This is a genomic window from Lentzea sp. NPDC003310 (assembly GCF_040610935.1).
Classification (GTDB): domain Bacteria; phylum Actinomycetota; class Actinomycetes; order Mycobacteriales; family Pseudonocardiaceae; genus Lentzea.
On sequence record NZ_JBEXNC010000015.1, the window covers coordinates 17512 to 36701 of the forward strand.

Below are 19190 nucleotides of genomic sequence, written 5' to 3' on the forward strand. Positions count from 1 at the left end.
GGTGTGCGAACGGACGCTGCGGGCAGGCCGGGTGTGCGAACGGAAGCCGCAGGAGTTGCGGCGGGCGGGTCCGGCCCGACGCTGCAGGGGTGCGGCTGAATCCGGATCGACGCTGCGGCGGGATGGCACGGCGCTTGGCCGCCGACGTGGAGGCGAGGCGGCGTGGCCGGCTCGGCCGCACGTGATCACGGCCGGGTCCCCGGGCCGAAGCCCGTCCACCTCAACTCCTCCGGCAGGTGGCTCATGTCGTTGTACAGCGCCAGCGCCGGTGGGGTGCCGTCGCGGAACTGCAGCACCGTGAGCGCCGTGTTGCCGCAGCTCATCGCCAGCCACCGGTCCGCGGGCGCGTCCAGGGCGTGCCGGACCAGCCAAGCCACCTGGTAGGCGTGCGTGACCAACACTTCGTGGCGCTCGGTCTCGGCCGGGTGGGCGAAGCGGGCGGTCAGGGCGTCGGCCAGCCTCGCGCCCTCGGCCGCCTCCGCGTCGGCGTAGCCGTCGAAGAACCCTGCCCAGGCCGGTGGGGGAGTGGATGGCACGTGGGGGACGTGGTCCACGAGTTCCGGGGCCTCGGCCACCGGGATGCCCGGCAGCGCCAGGCCCAGGGTCGCGGCGGTGTCCGCCGCTCTGGGCAGGGGTGAGTGCCAGACGGCGTCGATCGGCAGACGGGCCAGCCGTGCTCCCAGCAGTTCCGACTGGCGCCGGCCGGTGTCCAGCAGGTGACCGAACGCGTCGGCTGCGCCGTGTCGGGCCAGGTAGAGGTGCCGCGTCGCCAAGGTCACTCCCGAGGGTGTCGACATCCGGATGTTGTGAACATCTGAATTGAGCATAGTGGTCTCGAATGCGCTGCTGCGGACGGGTGAACTCCGCTCCACTCGTCATGCAGGTCGCAACCGGTCGTTTGACCATGACTGAGTTGTGGTTGGCGCAACGCGGTAATTCCAGGCGCGGGGGCGCAGTCGGGGCCTGACGCGAAGGAGATTGGGAGTCGATGCACCGGCTCGATGACATGCAGGCCAGGGAGTTGACCCTGGCCTCGGTGGGTGCGATCAACAGGCGTGACCACCTGTGGTCGGTGGACGCCGTGCGGTGTCTGGTGGCGGACGAGCGGACGCGGATGGTCGCCATCGACACGTGTGCCGCGATCTTGTTGAGAGGCGTTCCACGCGGGTCGCTCGACCCCTCCGTGCGCATTCCGGTCGCTGTGCCGGCGGCGCGCGGGGACGAGTGGGCGGCCGAGGTGGCGTCCGAGGTGTTGAGCGGCCTTGCGTGCGCCGACGACCAGCGGGTGGCTGCGGCGCTGGGCGTGTTGTCGGAGGATCAGCAGTTCGACGCGGTGATGGTGCTGGCGCGGGCCGCGGCCGCGTGGATCGACACGTACGTGGGGATCGACGGGGACACTGTGGACGCCTACTACGCGATCTCCAAGGCCGAGATGACGTGAGTCTCCGGGACACCGGTGAAAGTCCTGTCGCCGTTGTGCAGACTCGTCGTGCCGCCCATACGGTCGTGGTGGGAGGTCGGCGATGCGAAGCCAGTACGAATACCTGCTGGTGCTGGGTGTGTGCGTGCTCATCACGATGCCGCTGGAGTGGATGGGACGCGGCGTCTACCGGCGCGGTCCGGACGTGGCCAGGGCCATCGCACCGGTGTTGCTCGTCCTCGCGGCGTGGGATGTCGTCGCCATCCTGCGCGGGCACTGGAGCTTCCACCCCGAGGCCACCACGGGTGTGCTGATCGGCGGGGTGCTGCCGATCGAGGAGATCCTGTTCTTCGTGGCCATTCCGCTGTGCGCGCTGCTGACCTACGAGGCTGTGCGCGGGCACGCGGAACGGTGGTCGCGCGATGGTTGAGGAGTACTCGCTCGCCGCGACGGCGGCGGTGGTCGTGGTGCTGCTGCTGGAGTTCTGCCTGCTGCGCACCGGACTGTTCAAGAAGCCCGCCTACTGGATCACGATGGTGATCGTGCTGGGGTTCCAGGTCCCGGTCGACGGCTGGCTGACGAAGCTCGACGCACCGGTGGTGCTGTACGCGGACTGGGCGATCAGCGGGGTGCGGGTGCCGTGGGACATCCCCGTGGAGGACTTCCTCTACGGGTTCGCCATGGTCACCGCCGTGTTGTTGTTGTGGGAACGGGGAAGGCCTGCTCGTGAACAAGCTTGAGGTACCGGGGAAGTTCGACCGCGCGGCGCGTGGCTACGACTTCCTCGTCGGGATCAACCCCGGCTACCACCAGGCACTGCGCCTGTCCGCGCGGGCTCTCGGCCTGCGCCCCGGCATGCGCGTGCTCGACCTGGGCTGCGGCACGGGCGCGTCGACCGCCGCACTGGTCGCCGCGGCGCCCGGCGTGGAGATCGTCGCCGTCGACGCCTCGGCGGGCATGATCGAGCAGGCCCGCCGGAAGCGGTGGCCGAGCAGCGTGAAGTTCGTGCACAGCAGGGCGGAGGACGTCGACGAAGGGCAGTTCGACGCCGTGTTCGCCGCGTACCTGGTGCGCAACCTGCCCCAGCCGGAGGACACGCTCCGGCACGTCCGGGGCATGCTCAAGCCCGGCGGAACACTGGTGCTGCACGAGTACTCGGTCCGCGACTCGCTGGTCAGCACGGCGGTGTGGACGCTGCTGTGCTCGTTCATCGTGCCGGTGGGCTGGATGGTCACCGGTGACCGCTCGCTCTACACCTACCTGTGGCGCAGCGTCGTGGACTTCGACGGCGCCACCGCGCTGCGGGACCGGTTGCGCCGCACCGGGTTCACCGGGGTGCGCAGCGCGCCGGTGCCGGGCCTGCAACTCGGCGTCGTGCACACCTTCCGCGGCCACGCGCCGGAACAGGAGCAGCCGTGAGGGACCGCAGGGCCGTGCGGATCCCGGCTCCGGCCGGGCGCGCGCAGTTCGGCGCCGACGCGCCGGTGGTCGTGGTGGTGGGCGGCGGCATCGCGGGGCTGTCCGCCGCGACGCTGCTCGCCGAACGGGGCGCCCGCGTCGTGCTGTGCGAACGGGAGAACTACCTGGGCGGGCGCGTCGGCGGGTGGAGCACCCGGCTCGCCGACGGCAGCGAGGTCACCATGACCCGCGGCTTCCACGCGTTCTTCCGGCAGTACTACAACCTGCGGGCGTTGCTGCGGCGGGTCGACCCGGCCGGGCGCGCGCTCGTCGGGCTGCCGGACTACCCGCTGCAGCACGCCTCCGGGCACCGCGACGGCTTCGCGGACCTCCCGACCACCGTGCCGTGGAACGCCCTCGCGTTCCTGCGCAGCAGCCCCACCTTCCGCTGGCGCGACCTGCCCGGCGTCGACGCGCGGGCCGCGCTGTCGCTGCTCGACGTGTCCGTGCCGCGGGTCTACGAGGAGCTCGACGGCATCGACGCCGCGTCCTACCTGGAACGCATTCGCTTCCCCGAGGCGGCGCACGCCCTCGCGTTCGAGGTGTTCTCGCGCAGCTTCTTCGCCCACCCGACGCGGATGTCGGCGGCGGAGCTCGCGGTCATGTTCCACATCTACTTCCTCGGGTCGAACGAGGGCCTGCTCTTCGACGTCGCCGCGGACCCCTTCCCGCACGGCCTGTGGGAACCGCTGCGCCGCCACCTCACCGAGCTCGGCACGACGGTGTGCACGGGCGTCGAGGTCGGGTCCGTCCAACCGGGTGAGGACAAGCGCTTCGCGGTCGGCATCGGCGACGGCGCGATCGAGGCCGACGCCGTGGTGCTCGCCGCGGACGTCCCCGGCCTGCGGTCCGTCGTCGGCAACTCGCCCTCGCTCGGGGACGCCGCGTGGCGCGAGAACATCGGCGAACTCCAGACGGCGCCGAGGTTCCTGGTGTCGCGGTACTGGCTCGACACCCCGGTGGACGCCGACCGGCCGGGCTTCCTCGGCACCGGCGGCCACGACCTGCTCGACAACATCAGCGTGCTCGACCACTACGAGCACGAGGCACGGGCGTGGGCCGCGCGCACCGGCGGTTCCGTGGTGGAGCTGCACGGCTACGCGCTCCCGTCCGATGTGGACGAACGGGAGGCGCGCGCCCGCCTCTGGCACCAGCTGACCGAGGTCTGCCCGGAGACCAAGCGCGCCGGTGTCGTCGACGAACGGCACGAGCTGCGCGAGGACTGCCCGCTCTTCCCGGCGGGCGGCTACGGGCGCAGGCCGCGGGTCACCACGCCGGACGAGTTCCTGGTGGTGGCGGGCGACCTGGTGCGCGTCGACCTGCCGGTGGCGCTGATGGAACGCGCGGCCACCACGGGGTTCGCCGCCGCCAACCACCTGCTGAGCCGCTGGGGTGTCGCGGGCACCGACCTGTGGGCCGTGCCGACCGAGGGCCGCGTACCGCTGCTGCGCGCGGCCGCCCGACGCTGGAGGACGCTGTGATCGTCGTGGTGGGAGCCGGTCTGGCCGGCCTGAGCGCCGCGCTGGAGCTGGTCGCCGCGGGCCTCGAGGTCACCGTGCTGGAGGCGGGCGACGAGGTCGGCGGCCGTGTGCGCACGGACGTCGAGGACGGCGTCCGGTTCGACCGCGGCTTCCAGATCCTGTTGCCCGCCTACCCCGAGCTGCAACGGCTCGCCCTGGACCCGTTGCCGCTGCGGCACTTCCGGCCGGGCGCGTTCGTGCACGACGGGGGCAGGCACGACCTGCTCGCCGACCCGCGCAGCGGACCGTCCGCGTGGGACGGGTTCCTGCGCCAGCACGTCCTGGGCGCGCGGGACGTCGCGGCGGTCGCGCGGTTCTCGGCCCCCGACGCGTTCGGGCCGGTGCGGCCGCTGCTCACCCGCCCCGAACGCACGACCCGCGAGGCGCTGCGCACCCTCGGCGTCTCGGACCGCGCCGTCGACAAGGTGTTCCGGCCGTTCCTGTCCGGGGTGTTCCTGGAGCACGAGCTCAGCACGTCGTCGCGGTTCTTCCACCTGGTGTGGCGCAGTTTCGCCCGCGGTGGCGCGGCGGTGCCGGCACTGGGGATGGGGGAGCTGCCGAAGGCGGTGGCGGAGCGCCTGCCGCGCGACACCGTCCGGTTGCACACCGAGGTCCGGGCCGTGCACGACGACGGGGTGGACCTCGCCGAGGGCGGCCGGGTCGCCGCGGACGCCGTGGTGGTCGCGACGGACGGCACGACCGCCGCCCGGCTGCTGCCCGGCCTCGCCGAACCCCGCTGGAACGGCGTGACCACGTGGTACTTCCGCCCGCCGCGCTCCCCGCTGCGCGACGGCTGCCTGGTCGTCGACGCCGGTGGCGGCCCGGTCGTGAACACGGCGGTGATGTCGGAGGTGTCACGCCCGTACTCGCCGCACGCCCCGCTGGTGCAGGCCTCCGTGCTCCAGGCGGCGAGCGAGCAGGACGTCCGCGCGCACCTGAACCGCTTGTACGGCACGGACACCAGCCGCTGGGAGGTGCTGCGGCGCTACGACATCCCGCACGCGATCCCGGCGATGCCCGCACCACACCGGCTGAAGCAGTCCGTGCGTGCGGGCGAGCGCCGGTACGTGTGCGGCGATCACCGCGACACCAGTTCGATCCAGGGTGCGCTGCACTCCGGCCGCAGAGCCGCCCACGCCGTGCTCGCCGACCTGCGCGGTGACCGGTGACCACGCTGCTGCTGTTCGGCGACCAGCTCGGCCCGCAGTTCCACTCGGGCCACGACGAGGTCGTCATGATCGAGTCGACGACGGCGTTGCGCCGCAAGCCCTACCACCGCCAGAAGCTGCACCTGGTGCTGTCCGGCATGCGCCACCTCGCGGCGGAGTTCCCCGACCGCGTCACCCTGGTCAAGGCGAACACCTACCGCGAGGCGATCCGCGGCCTCGGGCGACCGCTCGTCGCCTACCACCCCGGTTCCGCCGCCGCGCACCGGATGCTGGTCGAGCTCGGCGTCGAGGTGCTGCCCACCCCGGCGTTCGCCCTGTCCCGCAGCGAGTTCACCGCCTGGGCGGGCGACCGCGAGCGGTTCCTGATGGAGGACTTCTACCGCTACCAGCGCACTCGCTTCGACGTGCTGATGGAGGGCGAGAACCCGGTCGGCGGCCGGTGGAACTTCGACGCCGAGAACCGCGAGCCACCACCGAAGCGCGGCAGGCTCGGCGTGCCCGCACCGTGGTGGCCGGAAGAGGACGACATCGACGCGGGGGTGCGGGCCGACCTCGACGCGCTGGACCTGCCGGCGGTCGGGCGGGACGGCCCGCGCCGCTTCGCCATCACGCGCGAGGAGGCGTTGCAGGCGCTGGAGGTCTTCGTGCGCGACCGGCTCCCGCACTTCGGCCCGCACGAGGACGCCGTGCTCACCAAGGACTGGACGATGGCGCACTCGCTGTTGTCCGTGCCGCTCAACCACGGACTGCTGCACCCGCTGGAGGTCGTCTACGCGGCGGAGGACGCCTACCGGGCAGGCGAGGCGCCCCTGGCGAGCGTGGAAGGCTTCGTCCGGCAGGTGCTCGGCTGGCGCGAGTACGTCTGGCAGCTCTACTGGCACCTGGGCTCGGAGTACCGGCACCGCAACGGGTTCCGGGCCAGGACCGCGCTGCCGTCGTGGTGGGCCGACCTGCGCCCGGCCATGGTGCGCGCGGCGTGCCTGCGCACCGCGCTGGAGGGCGTGCGCGACCACGGCTGGGTGCACCACATCCAGCGGCTGATGGTGCTCGGGAACCACGCGCTGCAACGGGGGTACGACCCGGCCGAGCTCAACGACTGGTTCATCACGTCCTTCGTGGACGGGTTCCCGTGGGTGATGCCGGTGAACGTGATCGGCATGAGCCAGCACGCCGACGGCGGAGTGATCGCGACCAAGCCGTACCTCAGCGGGGGCGCGTACCTCAACCGCATGACCGACCACTGCGGCACGTGCTGGTTCGACCCCAAGAAGCGCACCGGCGAGCGCGCCTGCCCGTTCACCGCGGGCTACTGGGCCTGGCTCGACCGGCACGAGGAGCAGGTGCGCGGCAACCACCGCATGGCGCGGGCGGTGCAGGGCCTGCGCCGGATCGCCGAACTGGACGAGGTGCGCGTGCGGGAACGCGACCGGGAGACGTTCTAGCGCACGCGTTCCAGCACGAGCTCGATCGCCTCGGACAGCGACCGCGGCCAGCGCACGAGCGAGGGCAGCGGGACTCCCTCCCACCCGGACCCGGCGACCGCGATCACCGCGCCGGACCGCGTGCCGAGCTCGTCCAGCGGCACGCGCAGCGCCAGGTCCGGCCGGTGCGCCCAGACGAGCACGACGGTGGGGCGCAGGCGGTCGACCGCGTCGCACAACGCCTCGGCCGGGACCCGTGCGCCGAGGTTGGCCCACATGCAGCCCTCCTCGGACAACGCCGCGCCCAGCGCCTCCAGCGCGAGCCAGTGCTGTTCGTCGGGGGCGCACGACAGGAGGGCGGCGAGCACTCCCGGGCTGCTCGTGCGCGGGATGCCGCGCAGGGCGTGCAGGACGCTGCCGCTCGCCAGGTGTTCGATCTCCACGCCCTGACCGGAGCCGACGACCATCTCGCCGAGCTCCACGAGGGCGGGGACGAACACGTGCTCCCACGCGGAGATGACGCCGTGGTCGTACAACAGCTTCGCGGCCAGGTCGGACATCAGGGGCTCGTCGAGCCGCTTGGCCGCGGTGAGCAGGCTCCGCTGTGCCACCAGCGCGTCCGCCGGGCTGATCGGGGTACGCGGACCGCGGGGCGGGGCTACCGGTTCCTGCCGCGCCAGCACGGCCGCGGCGGCCGCCGAGACCCCTTGCGAGGTGAGCACGACCATGCGGCGCAGCACCTCGACGTCGGCGTCCTCGTACCGGCGGTGACCGCCGTCGGTGCGCACCGAGGGACCCAGGCCGTAACGCTGGTCCCAGGTTCGCAGGGTGGTGGGGGCGATGCCGAGCATGCCGGCCACCGCCCGAGGCGTGTAGGTCACGTCCTACGCGCACGTTTCGCGAGAATCGCCCTCAACTCACTTTCTCCCAGTCCGCCCCAGATGCCGAAGGTCTCGTGGACCTCCAGCGCGTGCGAGCGACATTTTTCCATGACCGGGCAACGCTGACAGATGGCCTTCGCCGCGGCCTCGCGCTGATCTCGCGCAGAGCCGCGTTCGTTCGGCGTGTGGAAGAAGTACGCGCTGTCCATGCCCCGGCAGAGACCGGCGAGCTGCCAGTCCCACGACTCCGCGACCGGCTGGGGCAGACGAGACAATTCGGGCATGGCACACGTCCTCTGCTGGGTCGACCCCGGTGGTGGACACCATCCTAAAATCGACTCAGAAACGACGCAACTCGGGGTCTCTAATCCGGGAAACGGCCCTTCCGGCGCAGCGCGTACCGGCGTTCGGCGTAGGCGAGGTCGTCGCGCCACAACCGGGCCGCGGCCCACCGCATGACCGGCCGCAACGCCCCCGCCGCAGGCCTCGCGAGCCCGAACCCGGGACGGTCCGAGTGCGCGATCGTCGCCTCCACCACGGCCGTGCGGCCGTCCTGGATCGGCGTCGCGTGCGTCTCGACGACGCTGCCCGCGCCCTCACCCTCGACGATGTGCATCACGACGGTGCGCGGTTCCGGGCACGTGAACGCGGCGATGACCGGGACCCCGACCCGACCGGCGAGCCGGAACGTCACCTCCACCAGGAACCGGTCCTCCGCCTCGGTCGGCGTCTCCAGCACGGTGAGGTTCGCGAACGAGTAAGGGTGGAACCACGCGCCGTGCCACGGGTCGAGGCGGTTCGCGACCACGTCCTCGGGATCGCAGCGGCCGACCAGCGTGGCGACCGCGTCGATCGACCCGGCCGGCGGGCGCTCCGGCAGCACCGGCGCGTCCAGCGGTTCCTCGCCGCCGACGTCGTCCAGCCGGACCCAGACCAGCACGCCGTCGTCGTGCGCGGGGAAGGGCGTCCAGGCGCCGAACCGCCGGCCGTCGAGCGCGAGCCCGTGCCAGCGGCAGATCAGCTTCCCCTCGGCCACGGCACCGTCGCACAGGGGCGCGCCGAGGTGCGGGCACGAGCCGGAGCCCGCCATGAGCACGCCGTGGGGACCGCGCCACAGCACGACCTCCTGGCCCGCGATGGTGCGGCCGCACGGCTTGCCCTTGACGACGTCCCGGCTCGCGCCGGCGACGAACCAGTTGCCCGACGGGCGCGCGGTGGCGCGCTTGAGCGCCGCCTCGATCAGCGCGGGCTTGGCGTCCTGCCACGTCGGCTTCTGCTCGCGCCACGGCGGGCTGGAGTAGACCCGCAGCGGGATGCGGTCACGCATGGTCTTCCTCTCTTCAGGCGGCACGGGCGAACATCGCCTTCGCCAGCGCGGGCAGGGCGACCGCGAGCCGCCTGCCGTTCGAGACGACGACGCGGCGCGACAGCACGTCGCAGTCCGCGTCCTCGACGAGGTCGAGGATCCGGCCGTACAGGCGGTAGGCGGTGAGCACGCACGGCCGCGACCTCGGCGCGAGCATGCCGATGCCCGGCCAGGCCCGGTCGTAGTGCTCGCGCGCCCGGCGCACCTGGTCGCGCAGGGCGGCCCGGACCTGCTGGTCGGCCCTGCCGGACGCGCGGGCGTACAGCAGGCGCTCCCGGTCGACGCCGAACTCCGCGAGCTCGTCGGCGGGCAGGTACACCCGGCCGCGGTCGAGGTCCTCGCCGACGTCGCGGATGAAGTTGGTGAGCTGGAAGGCGACGCCGAGGGCCGCGGCGGCCGGCTCGGCCTCCTCCCTCGGGACGCTCGTGCCGAGCACCGGCAGCACCTGCAGGCCGATCACGGCGGCGGAACCGTGCACGTACCGGCCTAGATCGGCGAAAGTGGGGTAGTCGGTGACGGTGAGGTCCATCCGCATCGACGCCATGAAGTCGCGGAAGTGCTGCAGAGGGATGTCGTAGCGTTGCACGGTGTCCATCAGCGCGGCGAGCACCGGGTCGTCCGTCGTCCCGGCGTCGAGCGCCGCCCGCAGGCGGCCCTCGACGGCCTCCAGCTCGGCGGTCTTGGCGTCGATTCCACTGTGGACGTCGTCGACCACGTCGTCCACCCAGCGGGCGAACCCGTACAGCGCGTGCACCGCGGGTCGTTGCTCCGCGCTGAGCAACCTCGTTGCCAGGTAATAGGTCCGGCCGTGCTGCGCGTTGAGCTCACGGCAGCGCCGGTACGCGTCGCGCAACGCCGGTGCGGTGATGCCCGCGGCGTCCAGTTCGCGTTCAGCCGACATCAGGCGGTCCTTTCACGGAGGAGGTTTCTCCACGCTAAGTCCGCGAGTTGCCCTCCGCACAACGGCGGCGCTCATCATGCAGAGCTCCCGGGGCGCTGCTTAGCTCAGTCCACCGAACACCCACCCACTCCCGGGGGAACGCCGATGTCGCTGCTGACCAGCGTGGACGCTCACACGTCGCAGGTGGACGACTTCCGCGTCCTGCTCGACGAAGCCCTGCACGACTTCCTGCGCGCCCGGCAGGACCTCGCCCCGGAGCTCGCCGCCGAGCTGCGCGAGCTGATCCTCGCCGGGGGCAAGCGGATCAGGCCCACCTTCGCGTGGTGGGGCTGGCGGGCCGCCGGAGGTGAGCCGCCGGCGGACGCCGTGGTGCGCGCCTTCGTGGCCCTGGAACTGCTCCAGTGCTGCGCGCTGGTGCACGACGACGTGATGGACCGCTCGCTGACCCGGCGCGGCAAGCCGTCCGTGCACGAGTCCTTCGCGGCCCGGCACCGGCGGGAACGCTGGGCCGGCAGCGCGCGCCAGTACGGCGACTCGGCGGCGATCCTGGTCGGCGACCTGGCGCTGGCGTGGGCCGACGACGCGATCGTCACCGCCGGGCTGCCCGCCGAGATGCTGGCCCGCGCCTGGGGACCGTGGCAGGCGATGCGGACCGAGATGATCATGGGTCAGCACCTCGACCTGCTCGCCGTCGCCCGGCGGGAGGAGTCGCTGGAGCACGCGGTCCGGGTGGCCGCGCTCAAGACCGCCGCCTACACCGTGGAACGGCCGCTGCACCTCGGCGCCGCGCTCGCGGGAGCGGACGAGGACACCGTGGACTGCCTGCGCGCGTACGGCCACGACATCGGCGTCGCCTTCCAGTTCCGCGACGACCTGATGGGCGTGTTCGGCGACTCCTCGGTGACCGGGAAGCCGGTGGGGGAGGACCTGAGGGAGGGCAAGCGGACGCCGTTGATGTCCATCGCCCTCTCCCGCGCGCAGGACGACCCGGCCGCGCTGAGGTTGCTGCGGCGGTGCCTGGAGACCGGGGCGCTCACCGAGCGCACGATCGACGACGTGCGCGCGCTGCTCGTGGAGTTGGGCGCCGTGGCCGCCGTCGAGAAGCACATCGAACGGCTGGCAGGCTCTGGACTCGCGGCACTGGAGCGCGCGGTCATCAATGACGAAGCACGTCATGAGCTCGTGCGCCTCGCGCGCCGTGCCGTGACGCGAACGACCTGAGGGGAACGCAAGTGGTGCACGTGGTGAAGGGCCGCACGGACCGTGTGGTGGTGGTCGGCGCAGGTCTTTCGGGTCTGTCGGCGGCACTGCACCTGCGCGGCGCGGGGCACGAGGTGACGGTGCTCGAACGGCACCCGCACCCCGGTGGGCTCGCCGGCCGGCTCGACGTGGACGGCCACCGGATCGACACCGGCCCGACGGTGCTCACGATGCCGGAACTGCTGGACGACGCGTTCGCCGCGGTGGGGAGCAGGCGGGAGGACCACCTCGAGCTCCTGCCGCTGCACCCCGCCTACCGCGCGGCGTTCGCCGACGGCACGGCGCTGGACGTGCACACCGACGCGGACCGGATGGAGGCGGCGGTCCGCGAGTTCGCCGGGGACCGGGAGGCGCAGGGGTACCTCGACCTGCGGGCGTGGCTCACGAAGCTCTACGAGGTCGAGCGGGACAGGTTCATCGGCGCGAGCTTCGACTCGCCGCTGGACCTCGTCGGACCCGATCTGGTGAAGCTCACCCGGCTCGGTGGCTTCGGTTCGCTGGCGAAGGCCGTGGGGCGGTTCCTGAAGGATGAACGCCTTCAGCGCGTGTTCACCTTCCAGGCGCTCTACGCCGGTGTCGCACCGAAGGACGCTCTCGCCGCGTACGCGGTCATCGCGTACATGGACACCATCGCGGGCGTGTGGTTCCCGCGCGGTGGCATGCGCGCTGTACCGCAGGCGCTGGCGGATGCCGCGTCGGCCGCCGGGGTGGAGTTCCACTACGGGGTCGAGGTCGACGACCTGGAGCGCGTCGGTCACCGGGTGAACGCGGTGCACGCGGGCGGTACCCGGTTCGCCTGCGACGCCGTCGTCCTCGCCACCGGGCCCGCGCAGAGCACCCGGCTGTTGCGCGGGAAGCCCCGCCGGGTGCTGCCGTTGCGGTGGTCGCCGTCCGCCGTGGTCGTGCACCTCAGCGCGAGCCGGGTCGCCGACGACCTGGCCCACCACACGATCTCGTTCGGCGAGTCGTGGGACGGCACGTTCGACGAGATCGTCCGGCGGGGGAAGCTGATGAGCGACCCGTCGCTGCTGCTCACCACGCCGACGCTGACCGACCCCGCGCTCGCGCCGGAAGGACGGCACCTGCAGTACCTGCTGGCGCCCTGCCCGAACCTCGACACCGCGCCGCTGCGCTGGGAGAAGCTGGCTCAGCGGTACGCCGAGCAGATCATCGACGAGATGTCGGCGCGCAAGCTGCTGGTCGACGCCGAGCCGCTCGCGGTGGTGACGCCGGACGACTGGGCGCGCGACGGCCAGGCCGCCGGCACGCCGTTCTCCGCCGCGCACACGTTCGCCCAGACCGGTCCGTTCCGGCCGGGCAACCTGCCGTTCCGCGACGGCAACGTCGTGCTGGCGGGCAGCGGCACCACCCCCGGCGTCGGCATCCCGCCCGTGCTGATCTCGGGCAGGCTCGCCGCGGAGCGGCTGCGGCGGTGACCTCGGTCGAGCACCGGCTGGAGCGGACGATCCTGGAGCTGGTGCGGGCGCGCGGGCCGGAGAAGTCGATCTGCCCGTCGGAGGCGGCCCGGGCCGTCGGGGACGACGGGTGGCGCGACCTGATGGAACCGGCCCGCGCGGTCGCCCGGGACCTCGCCGCGCGGGGACTCGTGGTGGTCACCGCCGGGGGAGAAGTGCTGTCGCCGGCCGGGGAGTGGCACGGGCCGATCCGCATCCGCCTCCCGTGAAAGCGCTTTCTCCCCTAGGGTGGGTCGCTCCACGGCAGAGCTCGAGGGGGCATCGTGCGGTCGTTGAGGCGGGTACTGACGGCATTCACCGCGGTCCTGGCGCTCTCGGCGGGGGTGGCGCACGCCGCGCCGGGGGCGCAGAACCTCCCGGCCGGCGCACCGGCGTCGGAAGACCTGTCGCTGTCTTCGATCTCGTGGTCCCCCTGCCCCGACAACCCCGAGGGTGACTGCGGCACGCTGACCGTGCCGCCCGACTGGCGCAGGCCCGGCGGTGAGCGGGTCGGCCTCGCGATCGCCCGCCACCGCGCGACGGATCCGGCACGGCGGATCGGCGTGCTCGTGGTCGACCCCGGCGGACCCGGTGGTTCCGCCGCGGAGTTCGCGTTGTCCGGCCTGTTCAGCCTGGAGGTCCGCGCCCGGTTCGACATCGTCGGCGTCGACCAGCGCGGCACCGGTGGGAGCTCGGCCATCCGCTGCGCCGACCTGATGGCCGGCGGTCCGTCGATCCACCCGGCGGACGAGGCCGCGTTCACCGCCCTGCTACGGCACAACAAGAACGTGCTGGCCCAGTGCCGTGCGCGCAGCGGGCCGATCTTCGACCACGCCGACGGCGCCACCGTCGCCCGGGACCTGGACGCCGCCCGCCGCGCGCTCGGGGAGCGGAAGATCAGCTACTTCGGGCTGTCCTACGGCACGGTGTTCGGCCAGGCGTACGCGGAGAGGTTCGGCCGCAACCTCCGCGCGATGGTGCTCGACAGCGTGGTCGACCACAGCGCGGACCTGCACCGGTTCGTCGGCGACCGGGCGGCCGCCTCGGACGACGCGTTCCGGGAGTTCGCGAAGTGGTGCGGGAGTTCCGCCGGCTGCGCGCTGCACGGTCAGGACGTCCGCGCGGCCTGGGAGGCGGCGCTCGTGCGGGCCGAAGGCCTTCCCGGTGGACGGCAGAGCCTGCTCGACAGCATGTACTTCGCCCTGCGCGGCCCGGACTGGGCGTACGCAGCGGAGCTGATCACGGGCGGGAGCCTGCTGCGGGCACAGGCCTTCGAGCCCAACTACACCTCGGTGCGGCTGGCCTCGGTGTGCCAGGACTTCTCGTTGCGCATCAGGAACTTCCGCGAGTACGAACGGCTGCGGGCCGAGGAGCTGCGCCGGTCGCCGATCCTGCGCGGCAGCTTCCTCGGCCACGACGAGGCGACCGCGTGCATCGGCGTTGCCGGCGCGCCCGCGAACCCGCCGCACCGCCTGGACATCGGCGACGCGCCGAAGATCCTCGTGCTCAGCGCGAAGTACGACCCGACGACGCCGTACGCCTGGGCGGCCAACATCCGGCGGCAGGCCCCGCGCAACACCGCGTTGCTGACCTACGAGGGCTGGGGCCACATCGCCTACCCCCGCAGCGCCTGCACGCGCGGCGGGGTGGACGACTACCTGCTCGACCTGAGGACCCCGGTGGTCAGCTGCCCTGCCGTGCTGCCGTGATGAAGTCGCGGTACCAGCGGTAGCTGGCGCGCGGCGTGCGTTCCAGCGTCCCGTAGTCCACGTGCACCAGGCCGAACCGGTGCTTGTACCCGTGCGCCCACTCGAAGTTGTCGAGCAGCGACCAGCAGAAGTAGCCCCGCAGGTCCACTCCCGCCGCCTGCGCGGCCGCGATGTGGTCGCGCAGGTACGCGATGCGTTCGGTGTCCTCGAACCCGTCCACGTCGGGGTAGACGCAGCCGTTCTCGGTGACGTAGACCGGCGGCAGGTCCGGGTGCCGCGCCTTGAGGTCCGCGAGCGCGGTCGTCATGCCCTCCGGTTCGACGGGCCAGCCCATGCCGGTGCGCGGCACGTCCGGCAGCCGGGTCGTGTCGACGCCGATGTCGTGGGCCGTGCGCTTGGCCGGGTCCGGCTCGCGGTGCGGCGCGTCGGCGACGTGCAGCCGGTAGTAGTAGTTCAGCCCCACGTAGTCCAGCGGTTCCCCGATGATCTCCAGGTCGCCGTCGTGCTGGAACGAGAAGTCGGTGAGGTCGCCGAACATCGCGGTGAGCTCGGCCGGGTAGGCGCCGCCGAACAGCGGGTCGGTGAACTGGCGGCGCAGCAGGACGTCCTGCCGGGTCGCGGCGGCGACGTCGGCGGGGGAGTCCGTCACCGGCACCGACGGGGACTGGTTGAGCACGATGCCGAACTCCTGCTCGGCCAGCCCGTTCGCGCGCATCGCCCGCACGGCGAGGCCGTGGCCCAGCAGCAGGTGGTGCACCGCGGCCAGCGCGCCGTGACCCTCGCGGGCGCCCGGTGCGTGCCGGCCCTCGCCGTAGCCGACGATCGACGAGCAGTACGGCTCGTTCAGCGTCGTCCACTTCCGGACGACGTCGCCGAGCGACTCGTGCACGAGGGCCGAGTAGTCGGCGAACCGGTGGGCGGTGTCGCGGTCGCGCCACCCGCCCCGGTCCTCCAGCGCCTGCGGCAGGTCCCAGTGGTAGAGCGTCACGAAGGGCTCGATGCCCTTGCTCAGCAACGCCTCCACGAGCCGCCGGTAGAAGTCGAGGCCGCGCTGCTCGACCTTCCCCGCGCCGTCGGGCAGGATCCGCGACCACGAGATCGAGAACCGGTACGCGTCCACTCCCAGGTCGGTGAGCAGCCGCACGTCGTCCGCCCAGCGGTGGTAGTGGTCCGCCGCCACGTCGCCGGTGTCGCCGTTCGCGACGGCGCCGGGCACCGCCGCGAACGTGTCCCAGATGGACGGACCGCGGCCGTCGAGCCGCGCCGCGCCCTCGATCTGGAAGGCCGAGGTCGCCACGCCCCAGCGAAAGCCGTCCGGAAAGCCCACAGCAGTCTCCAATGGAAAAGTCAGCCCTTGACGGCGCCCGACATGATGCCGCCGACGATCTGGCGGCCGAACAACAGGAACACGGCCAGCACGGGCACCGTGCCGATCGTCGCGGCGGTCAACACCAGCGTGTAGTCGGTGGTGTACCCGCTGGCCAAAGTGGACAGAGCGGTCTGCACGGTCGGGTTCTCCGGCGTGAGCACGACCAGCGGCCAGAAGAAGTCGTTCCAGGCCTGCATGAACGTGAACAGCCCGAGCACCGCGGCCGCCGGTCGCGCGGCGGGCAGCGCGACGTGCCAGAACAGCCGCAGCGAGTGGCAGCCGTCCATCCGGCCCGCCTCCAGCAGTTCGTCCGGCACGGCCCGCTCGAAGTACTGGCGCATGAAGAACACGCCGAACGCGGTCACGAGTCCCGGCACGATCACCGCGTGGATCTCGCCGGCCCAGCCGAACTCGGCCATCATCATGTAGAGCGGGATGATGCCGAGCTCGGTCGGGATGGCCTGCGTGCCGATGACGAGCAGCAGCAACACGTTGCGGCCGCGGAACTTCAGCTTGGCGAACGCGAACCCGGCGAGCGTCGAGAACAGCACGACCGAGACCGTCACCGTGCCCGACACCACGATCGAGTTGAGCAGCGCCAGCCCGAAGTCGGTGGTGTCGAAGACCCGCGCGATGTTGGCGAAGAGGTGCCCGCCCGGCACGAGGACGGGCGGCACGCTGTCGATCGCGTCCGGTGTCTGCGAGGACACCACGAACGACCAGTACACGGGGAAGGCCGACCCGGCGAGCACGGCGATCAGCGCCGCGTACGTCCACGGCCCGGCCACCTTCCTGGCGATCCTGCGCGCCCGCGCCGCCGGAGGGGTGGGACGCACCGGAGCGGGAGGATCCAGCACTGCTGTCATGGGTTCCTCAATCCGTCTGGATCCGTTTGGTCACCAGGTAACCGAAGCCCGCGACGAGGACCGTCGCGATCGCCAGCACGACCGCGATGGCCGAGCTGTAGCCGAAGTCGTACTTGGTGAAGCCCTGCTCGTAGAGGTACAGCGCCGCGGTCTGGAACTGGCGGTCGGAACCGCCGGTCGCGGCCGCGGCGCCGGGGTTGAACAGCAGCGGCTCGGCGAGCAGCCGCATGTTGCCGGTCGTGGCGATGATCGTCGTGAAGATGATCTGCGGCCGCAGCAGCGGCACGGTGATCCGCCAGAACTGCTGCCACCCGTTCGCGCCGTCCAGCGTGGCCGCCTCGTACAGGCTCGGCGAGATCGCCTGCATGGACGCCAGGAAGATGAGCGCGTGGTAGCCGGTCCACCGCCACACCACCATCACCGCGATGGCGATGTGCGACGTGGCGGTGCCCGCCTGCCAGTCGATCTGCCCGGCGCCGAACAGGTCCAGCACCCAGTTGACCAGACCGAAGTCCCGCCCGAACAGCTGCGCGAAGATGATCGTCACCGCGGCGACCGAGGTGATGTTCGGCAGGATCACGCCCATCCGGAACAGCGTGCGGGTGCGCACCTTGCGGTTGAGCAGTGCCGCGACGCCCAGGGCGAACAGGATCTGCGGAACCGTGGTCAGCAACCACAGGCTCAGCGTGTTGCCCATCGAGTTCCAGAAGTACGGGTCCGCGAAGAGCGCCGCGTAGTTGTCGAACCAGACCAGGTACGCGCCGCCCTCGTCGAGCAGGTTGCGGTGCTGCAGCGAGACCCAGATGGTGTAGAGCAGGGGGAACAGCCCGAAGACACCGAAGATCAGGAAGTACGGCGCCACGTACCCGTACGGCGCGAACCTCGTGTCCCAGCGGTGCCTTCTGGCCGCCTTGTCCATCAAGACCATGTCAGCGCGTCACTTCTGGACGTCGCCGACGAACTGGCGCCACGAGTCCTCGCCGTTCTGCTTGCCCTGCTCGACGCGCTGCATCGCGTTGCCGATCGCGGTCTGGATGTCGCCCGCCTTCGGTCCCTGGTACTGCGGGTTGAGCTTCTTCGCCGCGTCGGTGAACAGCTTGCCGATCGGGGCGTCGTTGAAATACGGGTTCTTGTAGTCCACGATGGACGGGTCCTCGTACAGCTTCGGGATAGACGGCAGCAGCCCGGCGCTCTTGAAGACCTTGGCCTGCTGCTCGGGCGCGGTCAGCCACGCCGCCAGCTCCACGGCCTTGTCGACGTTCTTGCCGGACTTCGGCACGGTGAGGTACGAGCCGCCCCAGTTGCCGCCACCGCCGGGCACCGACGTGACGTCCCACTTGCCGGCGGCCTCGGGACCGGCCTGGTCCTTGATCTTGGCCATCTGCCACGCGGGGCAGGTGACGGTCGCGAACTGGCCCTGCTTGAAGCCGGTGTTCCAGACGGGCGTGGAGTAGAGCAGCTTCGAGGACAGGCCCGCGTTCACCCCGTCGACGACGAGGTTCCAGGCGTCCTTGACCTCCTTGTTCTCACCGACGACGATCTTGTCGGACTTGTCGTAGTAGCCGACCTGCGCCTGGCCGACGATCGCGTTGAGAACGGTCGGACCGCCGTCGAACCACTTCACGCCCTCGGGCGCCTTCTCCTGGAACTTCTTGCCCGCGGCCATGAAGTCCTGCCAGGTCGGCCACAACGCCGCGACCTGGTCGCGGTCGGCGGGCAGCCCGGCGTTCTGCAGCAGGTCGCGGCGGTAGCAGATGGCGAGGCCGCCGACGTCCGTGCCGTAGCCGATCTGCTTGCCGTCCTTGGACAGCGAGCCCTCCCACTTCCAGGGCAGCCACCGGTCCTTGAGCTGGTCGCCGCCCTTGGTGTTGAGGTCGACGAACTTGTCCGGCGTGGCCTTGAACTGGTTGATGTACCCGGTGTCGACCGCCTCGATGTCCGCGGCGCCGCTGCTGGTGGCGAGGTGCGCGGCGAGGTTCTTGTGGTGGTCGGAGTAGGACGCGGTGCGGTCGGAGATCTCGACGTCCGGGTGCGCCGCCGCGTACTCCTTGAGCAGCTCGGCGTACCCGAAGTTGCCGAAGAGCCCGATGGTGAGCTTGGTCTTGCCGCCGGACGCGGTGTCGCTGCCGCAACCGCTGAGCACCACGGCTGTCGCCAGCGCGGCGCAGCCGAGTGCGAGTGCTTTGGAGCGCATTTTCCGGGCCTCCGTTGGATTTTGGGCGCGCTGAACCAGAGAAGTGGTTCTCCGGGAAGATTTGTGTGGCGCCTATGACAGCCGGGTTACGCGCCGTCCGTCAAGTAACGAGATGGTAACGCCATCTGGAACAGCGGCCGTTTGACTAGCGGAACTGCTGCTCATAGGGTCTATGTAACCGCTTACGGTGGAACGGGAGGTG

At 71.6% G+C, this 19190-nt stretch carries 20 protein-coding genes; 11 read left to right on the forward strand and 9 right to left on the reverse strand.

Features of this window, described 5'->3' with window-relative positions:
- Positions 1–185: 185 nt before the first annotated feature.
- Positions 186–779, reverse strand: a complete 594-nt coding sequence (locus ABZX02_RS29225) for a histidine phosphatase family protein (protein WP_355302708.1) — start codon at positions 777–779, stop codon at positions 186–188.
- Between the two features lie 209 nt (positions 780–988).
- On the opposite strand from ABZX02_RS29225, the gene ABZX02_RS29230 reads away from it, so the two are divergent.
- The 7 genes from ABZX02_RS29230 to ABZX02_RS29260 all read left to right on the forward strand — a co-directional run bounded on the left by ABZX02_RS29230 (position 989) and on the right by ABZX02_RS29260 (position 7009).
- Entirely contained in the window at positions 989–1441 is a 453-nt protein-coding gene (locus ABZX02_RS29230; protein ID WP_355302710.1) for a hypothetical protein, read from the forward strand.
- A gap of 82 nt (positions 1442–1523) precedes the next feature.
- The gene (locus tag ABZX02_RS29235; RefSeq protein ID WP_355302712.1) at positions 1524–1850 is read left to right on the forward strand and encodes a lycopene cyclase domain-containing protein; all 327 of its coding nucleotides are present in this window, start codon (positions 1524–1526) and stop codon (positions 1848–1850) included.
- Entirely contained in the window at positions 1843–2160 is a 318-nt protein-coding gene (locus ABZX02_RS29240) for a lycopene cyclase domain-containing protein (protein WP_355302714.1), read from the forward strand. Before ABZX02_RS29235 ends, ABZX02_RS29240 begins: the two co-directional genes overlap by 8 nt.
- Positions 2147–2839 (forward strand): class I SAM-dependent methyltransferase, encoded by a 693-nt coding sequence (locus tag ABZX02_RS29245; protein WP_355302715.1) that lies wholly within the window; start codon positions 2147–2149, stop codon positions 2837–2839. The genes ABZX02_RS29240 and ABZX02_RS29245 overlap by 14 nt, the downstream gene beginning before the upstream one ends.
- Entirely contained in the window at positions 2836–4359 is a 1524-nt protein-coding gene (locus ABZX02_RS29250; RefSeq protein ID WP_355302717.1) for an FAD-dependent oxidoreductase, read from the forward strand. The genes ABZX02_RS29245 and ABZX02_RS29250 overlap by 4 nt, the downstream gene beginning before the upstream one ends.
- Entirely contained in the window at positions 4356–5567 is a 1212-nt protein-coding gene (locus ABZX02_RS29255) for an NAD(P)/FAD-dependent oxidoreductase (RefSeq protein ID WP_355302719.1), read from the forward strand. The genes ABZX02_RS29250 and ABZX02_RS29255 overlap by 4 nt, the downstream gene beginning before the upstream one ends.
- A complete protein-coding gene (locus ABZX02_RS29260; RefSeq protein WP_355302721.1) occupies positions 5564–7009 on the forward strand; it encodes a cryptochrome/photolyase family protein in 1446 nt (481 codons plus the stop codon). The genes ABZX02_RS29255 and ABZX02_RS29260 overlap by 4 nt, the downstream gene beginning before the upstream one ends.
- On the opposite strand, the gene ABZX02_RS29265 is transcribed toward ABZX02_RS29260, so the two are convergent.
- The 4 genes from ABZX02_RS29265 to ABZX02_RS29280 all read right to left on the reverse strand — a co-directional run bounded on the left by ABZX02_RS29265 (position 7006) and on the right by ABZX02_RS29280 (position 10136).
- Positions 7006–7869, reverse strand: a complete 864-nt coding sequence (locus tag ABZX02_RS29265; protein ID WP_355302723.1) for a MerR family transcriptional regulator — start codon at positions 7867–7869, stop codon at positions 7006–7008. The two genes, ABZX02_RS29260 and ABZX02_RS29265, sit on opposite strands and share 4 nt — an antisense overlap.
- Positions 7866–8153 carry a WhiB family transcriptional regulator gene (locus tag ABZX02_RS29270; RefSeq protein ID WP_355302725.1) on the reverse strand — a complete coding sequence of 96 codons (288 nt, stop codon included), beginning with the start codon at positions 8151–8153 and terminating at the stop codon, positions 7866–7868. Before ABZX02_RS29270 ends, ABZX02_RS29265 begins: the two co-directional genes overlap by 4 nt.
- Positions 8154–8233: 80 nt before the next feature.
- Positions 8234–9196 (reverse strand): DUF5914 domain-containing protein, encoded by a 963-nt coding sequence (locus tag ABZX02_RS29275; RefSeq protein ID WP_355302727.1) that lies wholly within the window; start codon positions 9194–9196, stop codon positions 8234–8236.
- Positions 9197–9209: 13 nt separating this feature from the next.
- Positions 9210–10136 carry a phytoene/squalene synthase family protein gene (locus tag ABZX02_RS29280; protein ID WP_355302728.1) on the reverse strand — a complete coding sequence of 309 codons (927 nt, stop codon included), beginning with the start codon at positions 10134–10136 and terminating at the stop codon, positions 9210–9212.
- Between the two features lie 144 nt (positions 10137–10280).
- On the opposite strand from ABZX02_RS29280, the gene ABZX02_RS29285 reads away from it, so the two are divergent.
- From ABZX02_RS29285 to ABZX02_RS29300, 4 genes are all read left to right on the forward strand, one after another.
- The gene (locus ABZX02_RS29285) at positions 10281–11357 is read left to right on the forward strand and encodes a polyprenyl synthetase family protein (protein WP_355302729.1); all 1077 of its coding nucleotides are present in this window, start codon (positions 10281–10283) and stop codon (positions 11355–11357) included.
- 14 nt (positions 11358–11371) lie between these two features.
- The gene (crtI, locus tag ABZX02_RS29290) at positions 11372–12832 is read left to right on the forward strand and encodes a phytoene desaturase family protein (RefSeq protein WP_355303117.1); all 1461 of its coding nucleotides are present in this window, start codon (positions 11372–11374) and stop codon (positions 12830–12832) included.
- Positions 12829–13080 (forward strand): DUF3253 domain-containing protein, encoded by a 252-nt coding sequence (locus ABZX02_RS29295; protein WP_355302731.1) that lies wholly within the window; start codon positions 12829–12831, stop codon positions 13078–13080. Before crtI ends, ABZX02_RS29295 begins: the two co-directional genes overlap by 4 nt.
- Before the next feature lie 63 nt (positions 13081–13143).
- On the forward strand, positions 13144–14559 hold the full coding sequence (locus ABZX02_RS29300; protein ID WP_355302732.1) for an alpha/beta hydrolase: 1416 nt from the start codon (positions 13144–13146) through the stop codon (positions 14557–14559).
- On the opposite strand, the gene ABZX02_RS29305 is transcribed toward ABZX02_RS29300, so the two are convergent.
- From ABZX02_RS29305 to ABZX02_RS29320, 4 genes are read right to left on the reverse strand one after another with little or no spacing between them, the layout of a single operon-like run.
- Positions 14534–15886: a GH1 family beta-glucosidase gene (locus tag ABZX02_RS29305; RefSeq protein WP_355302734.1), complete on the reverse strand. Its 1353-nt coding sequence runs from the start codon at positions 15884–15886 to the stop codon at positions 14534–14536. The genes ABZX02_RS29300 and ABZX02_RS29305 overlap by 26 nt on opposite strands.
- A 20-nt stretch (positions 15887–15906) precedes the next feature.
- A complete protein-coding gene (locus ABZX02_RS29310; protein ID WP_355302736.1) occupies positions 15907–16794 on the reverse strand; it encodes a carbohydrate ABC transporter permease in 888 nt (295 codons plus the stop codon).
- A 7-nt stretch (positions 16795–16801) separates the two neighbouring features.
- Positions 16802–17722, reverse strand: coding sequence for a sugar ABC transporter permease (locus tag ABZX02_RS29315; protein WP_355302738.1), 921 nt, complete (start codon positions 17720–17722; stop codon positions 16802–16804).
- Positions 17723–17731: 9 nt separating this feature from the next.
- A complete protein-coding gene (locus ABZX02_RS29320; RefSeq protein ID WP_355302739.1) occupies positions 17732–18988 on the reverse strand; it encodes an extracellular solute-binding protein in 1257 nt (418 codons plus the stop codon).
- Positions 18989–19190: the final 202 nt, after the last annotated feature.

Bases quoted from the DNA above. Each gene is read 5' to 3' on its own strand.
- ABZX02_RS29275 (WP_355302727.1), bottom strand. From the start codon at position 9,196: ATGCGTGACCGCATCCCGCTGCGGGTCTACTCCAGCCCGCCGTGGCGC.
- ABZX02_RS29285 (WP_355302729.1), top strand. From the start codon at position 10,281: ATGTCGCTGCTGACCAGCGTGGACGCTCACACGTCGCAGGTGGACGAC.
- ABZX02_RS29280 (WP_355302728.1), bottom strand. From the start codon at position 10,136: ATGTCGGCTGAACGCGAACTGGACGCCGCGGGCATCACCGCACCGGCG.
- ABZX02_RS29315 (WP_355302738.1), bottom strand. From the start codon at position 17,722: ATGGTCTTGATGGACAAGGCGGCCAGAAGGCACCGCTGGGACACGAGG.
- ABZX02_RS29310 (WP_355302736.1), bottom strand. From the start codon at position 16,794: ATGACAGCAGTGCTGGATCCTCCCGCTCCGGTGCGTCCCACCCCTCCG.
- ABZX02_RS29235 (WP_355302712.1), top strand. From the start codon at position 1,524: ATGCGAAGCCAGTACGAATACCTGCTGGTGCTGGGTGTGTGCGTGCTC.
- ABZX02_RS29230 (WP_355302710.1), top strand. From the start codon at position 989: ATGCACCGGCTCGATGACATGCAGGCCAGGGAGTTGACCCTGGCCTCG.
- ABZX02_RS29240 (WP_355302714.1), top strand. From the start codon at position 1,843: ATGGTTGAGGAGTACTCGCTCGCCGCGACGGCGGCGGTGGTCGTGGTG.
- ABZX02_RS29320 (WP_355302739.1), bottom strand. From the start codon at position 18,988: ATGCGCTCCAAAGCACTCGCACTCGGCTGCGCCGCGCTGGCGACAGCC.
- ABZX02_RS29270 (WP_355302725.1), bottom strand. From the start codon at position 8,153: ATGCCCGAATTGTCTCGTCTGCCCCAGCCGGTCGCGGAGTCGTGGGAC.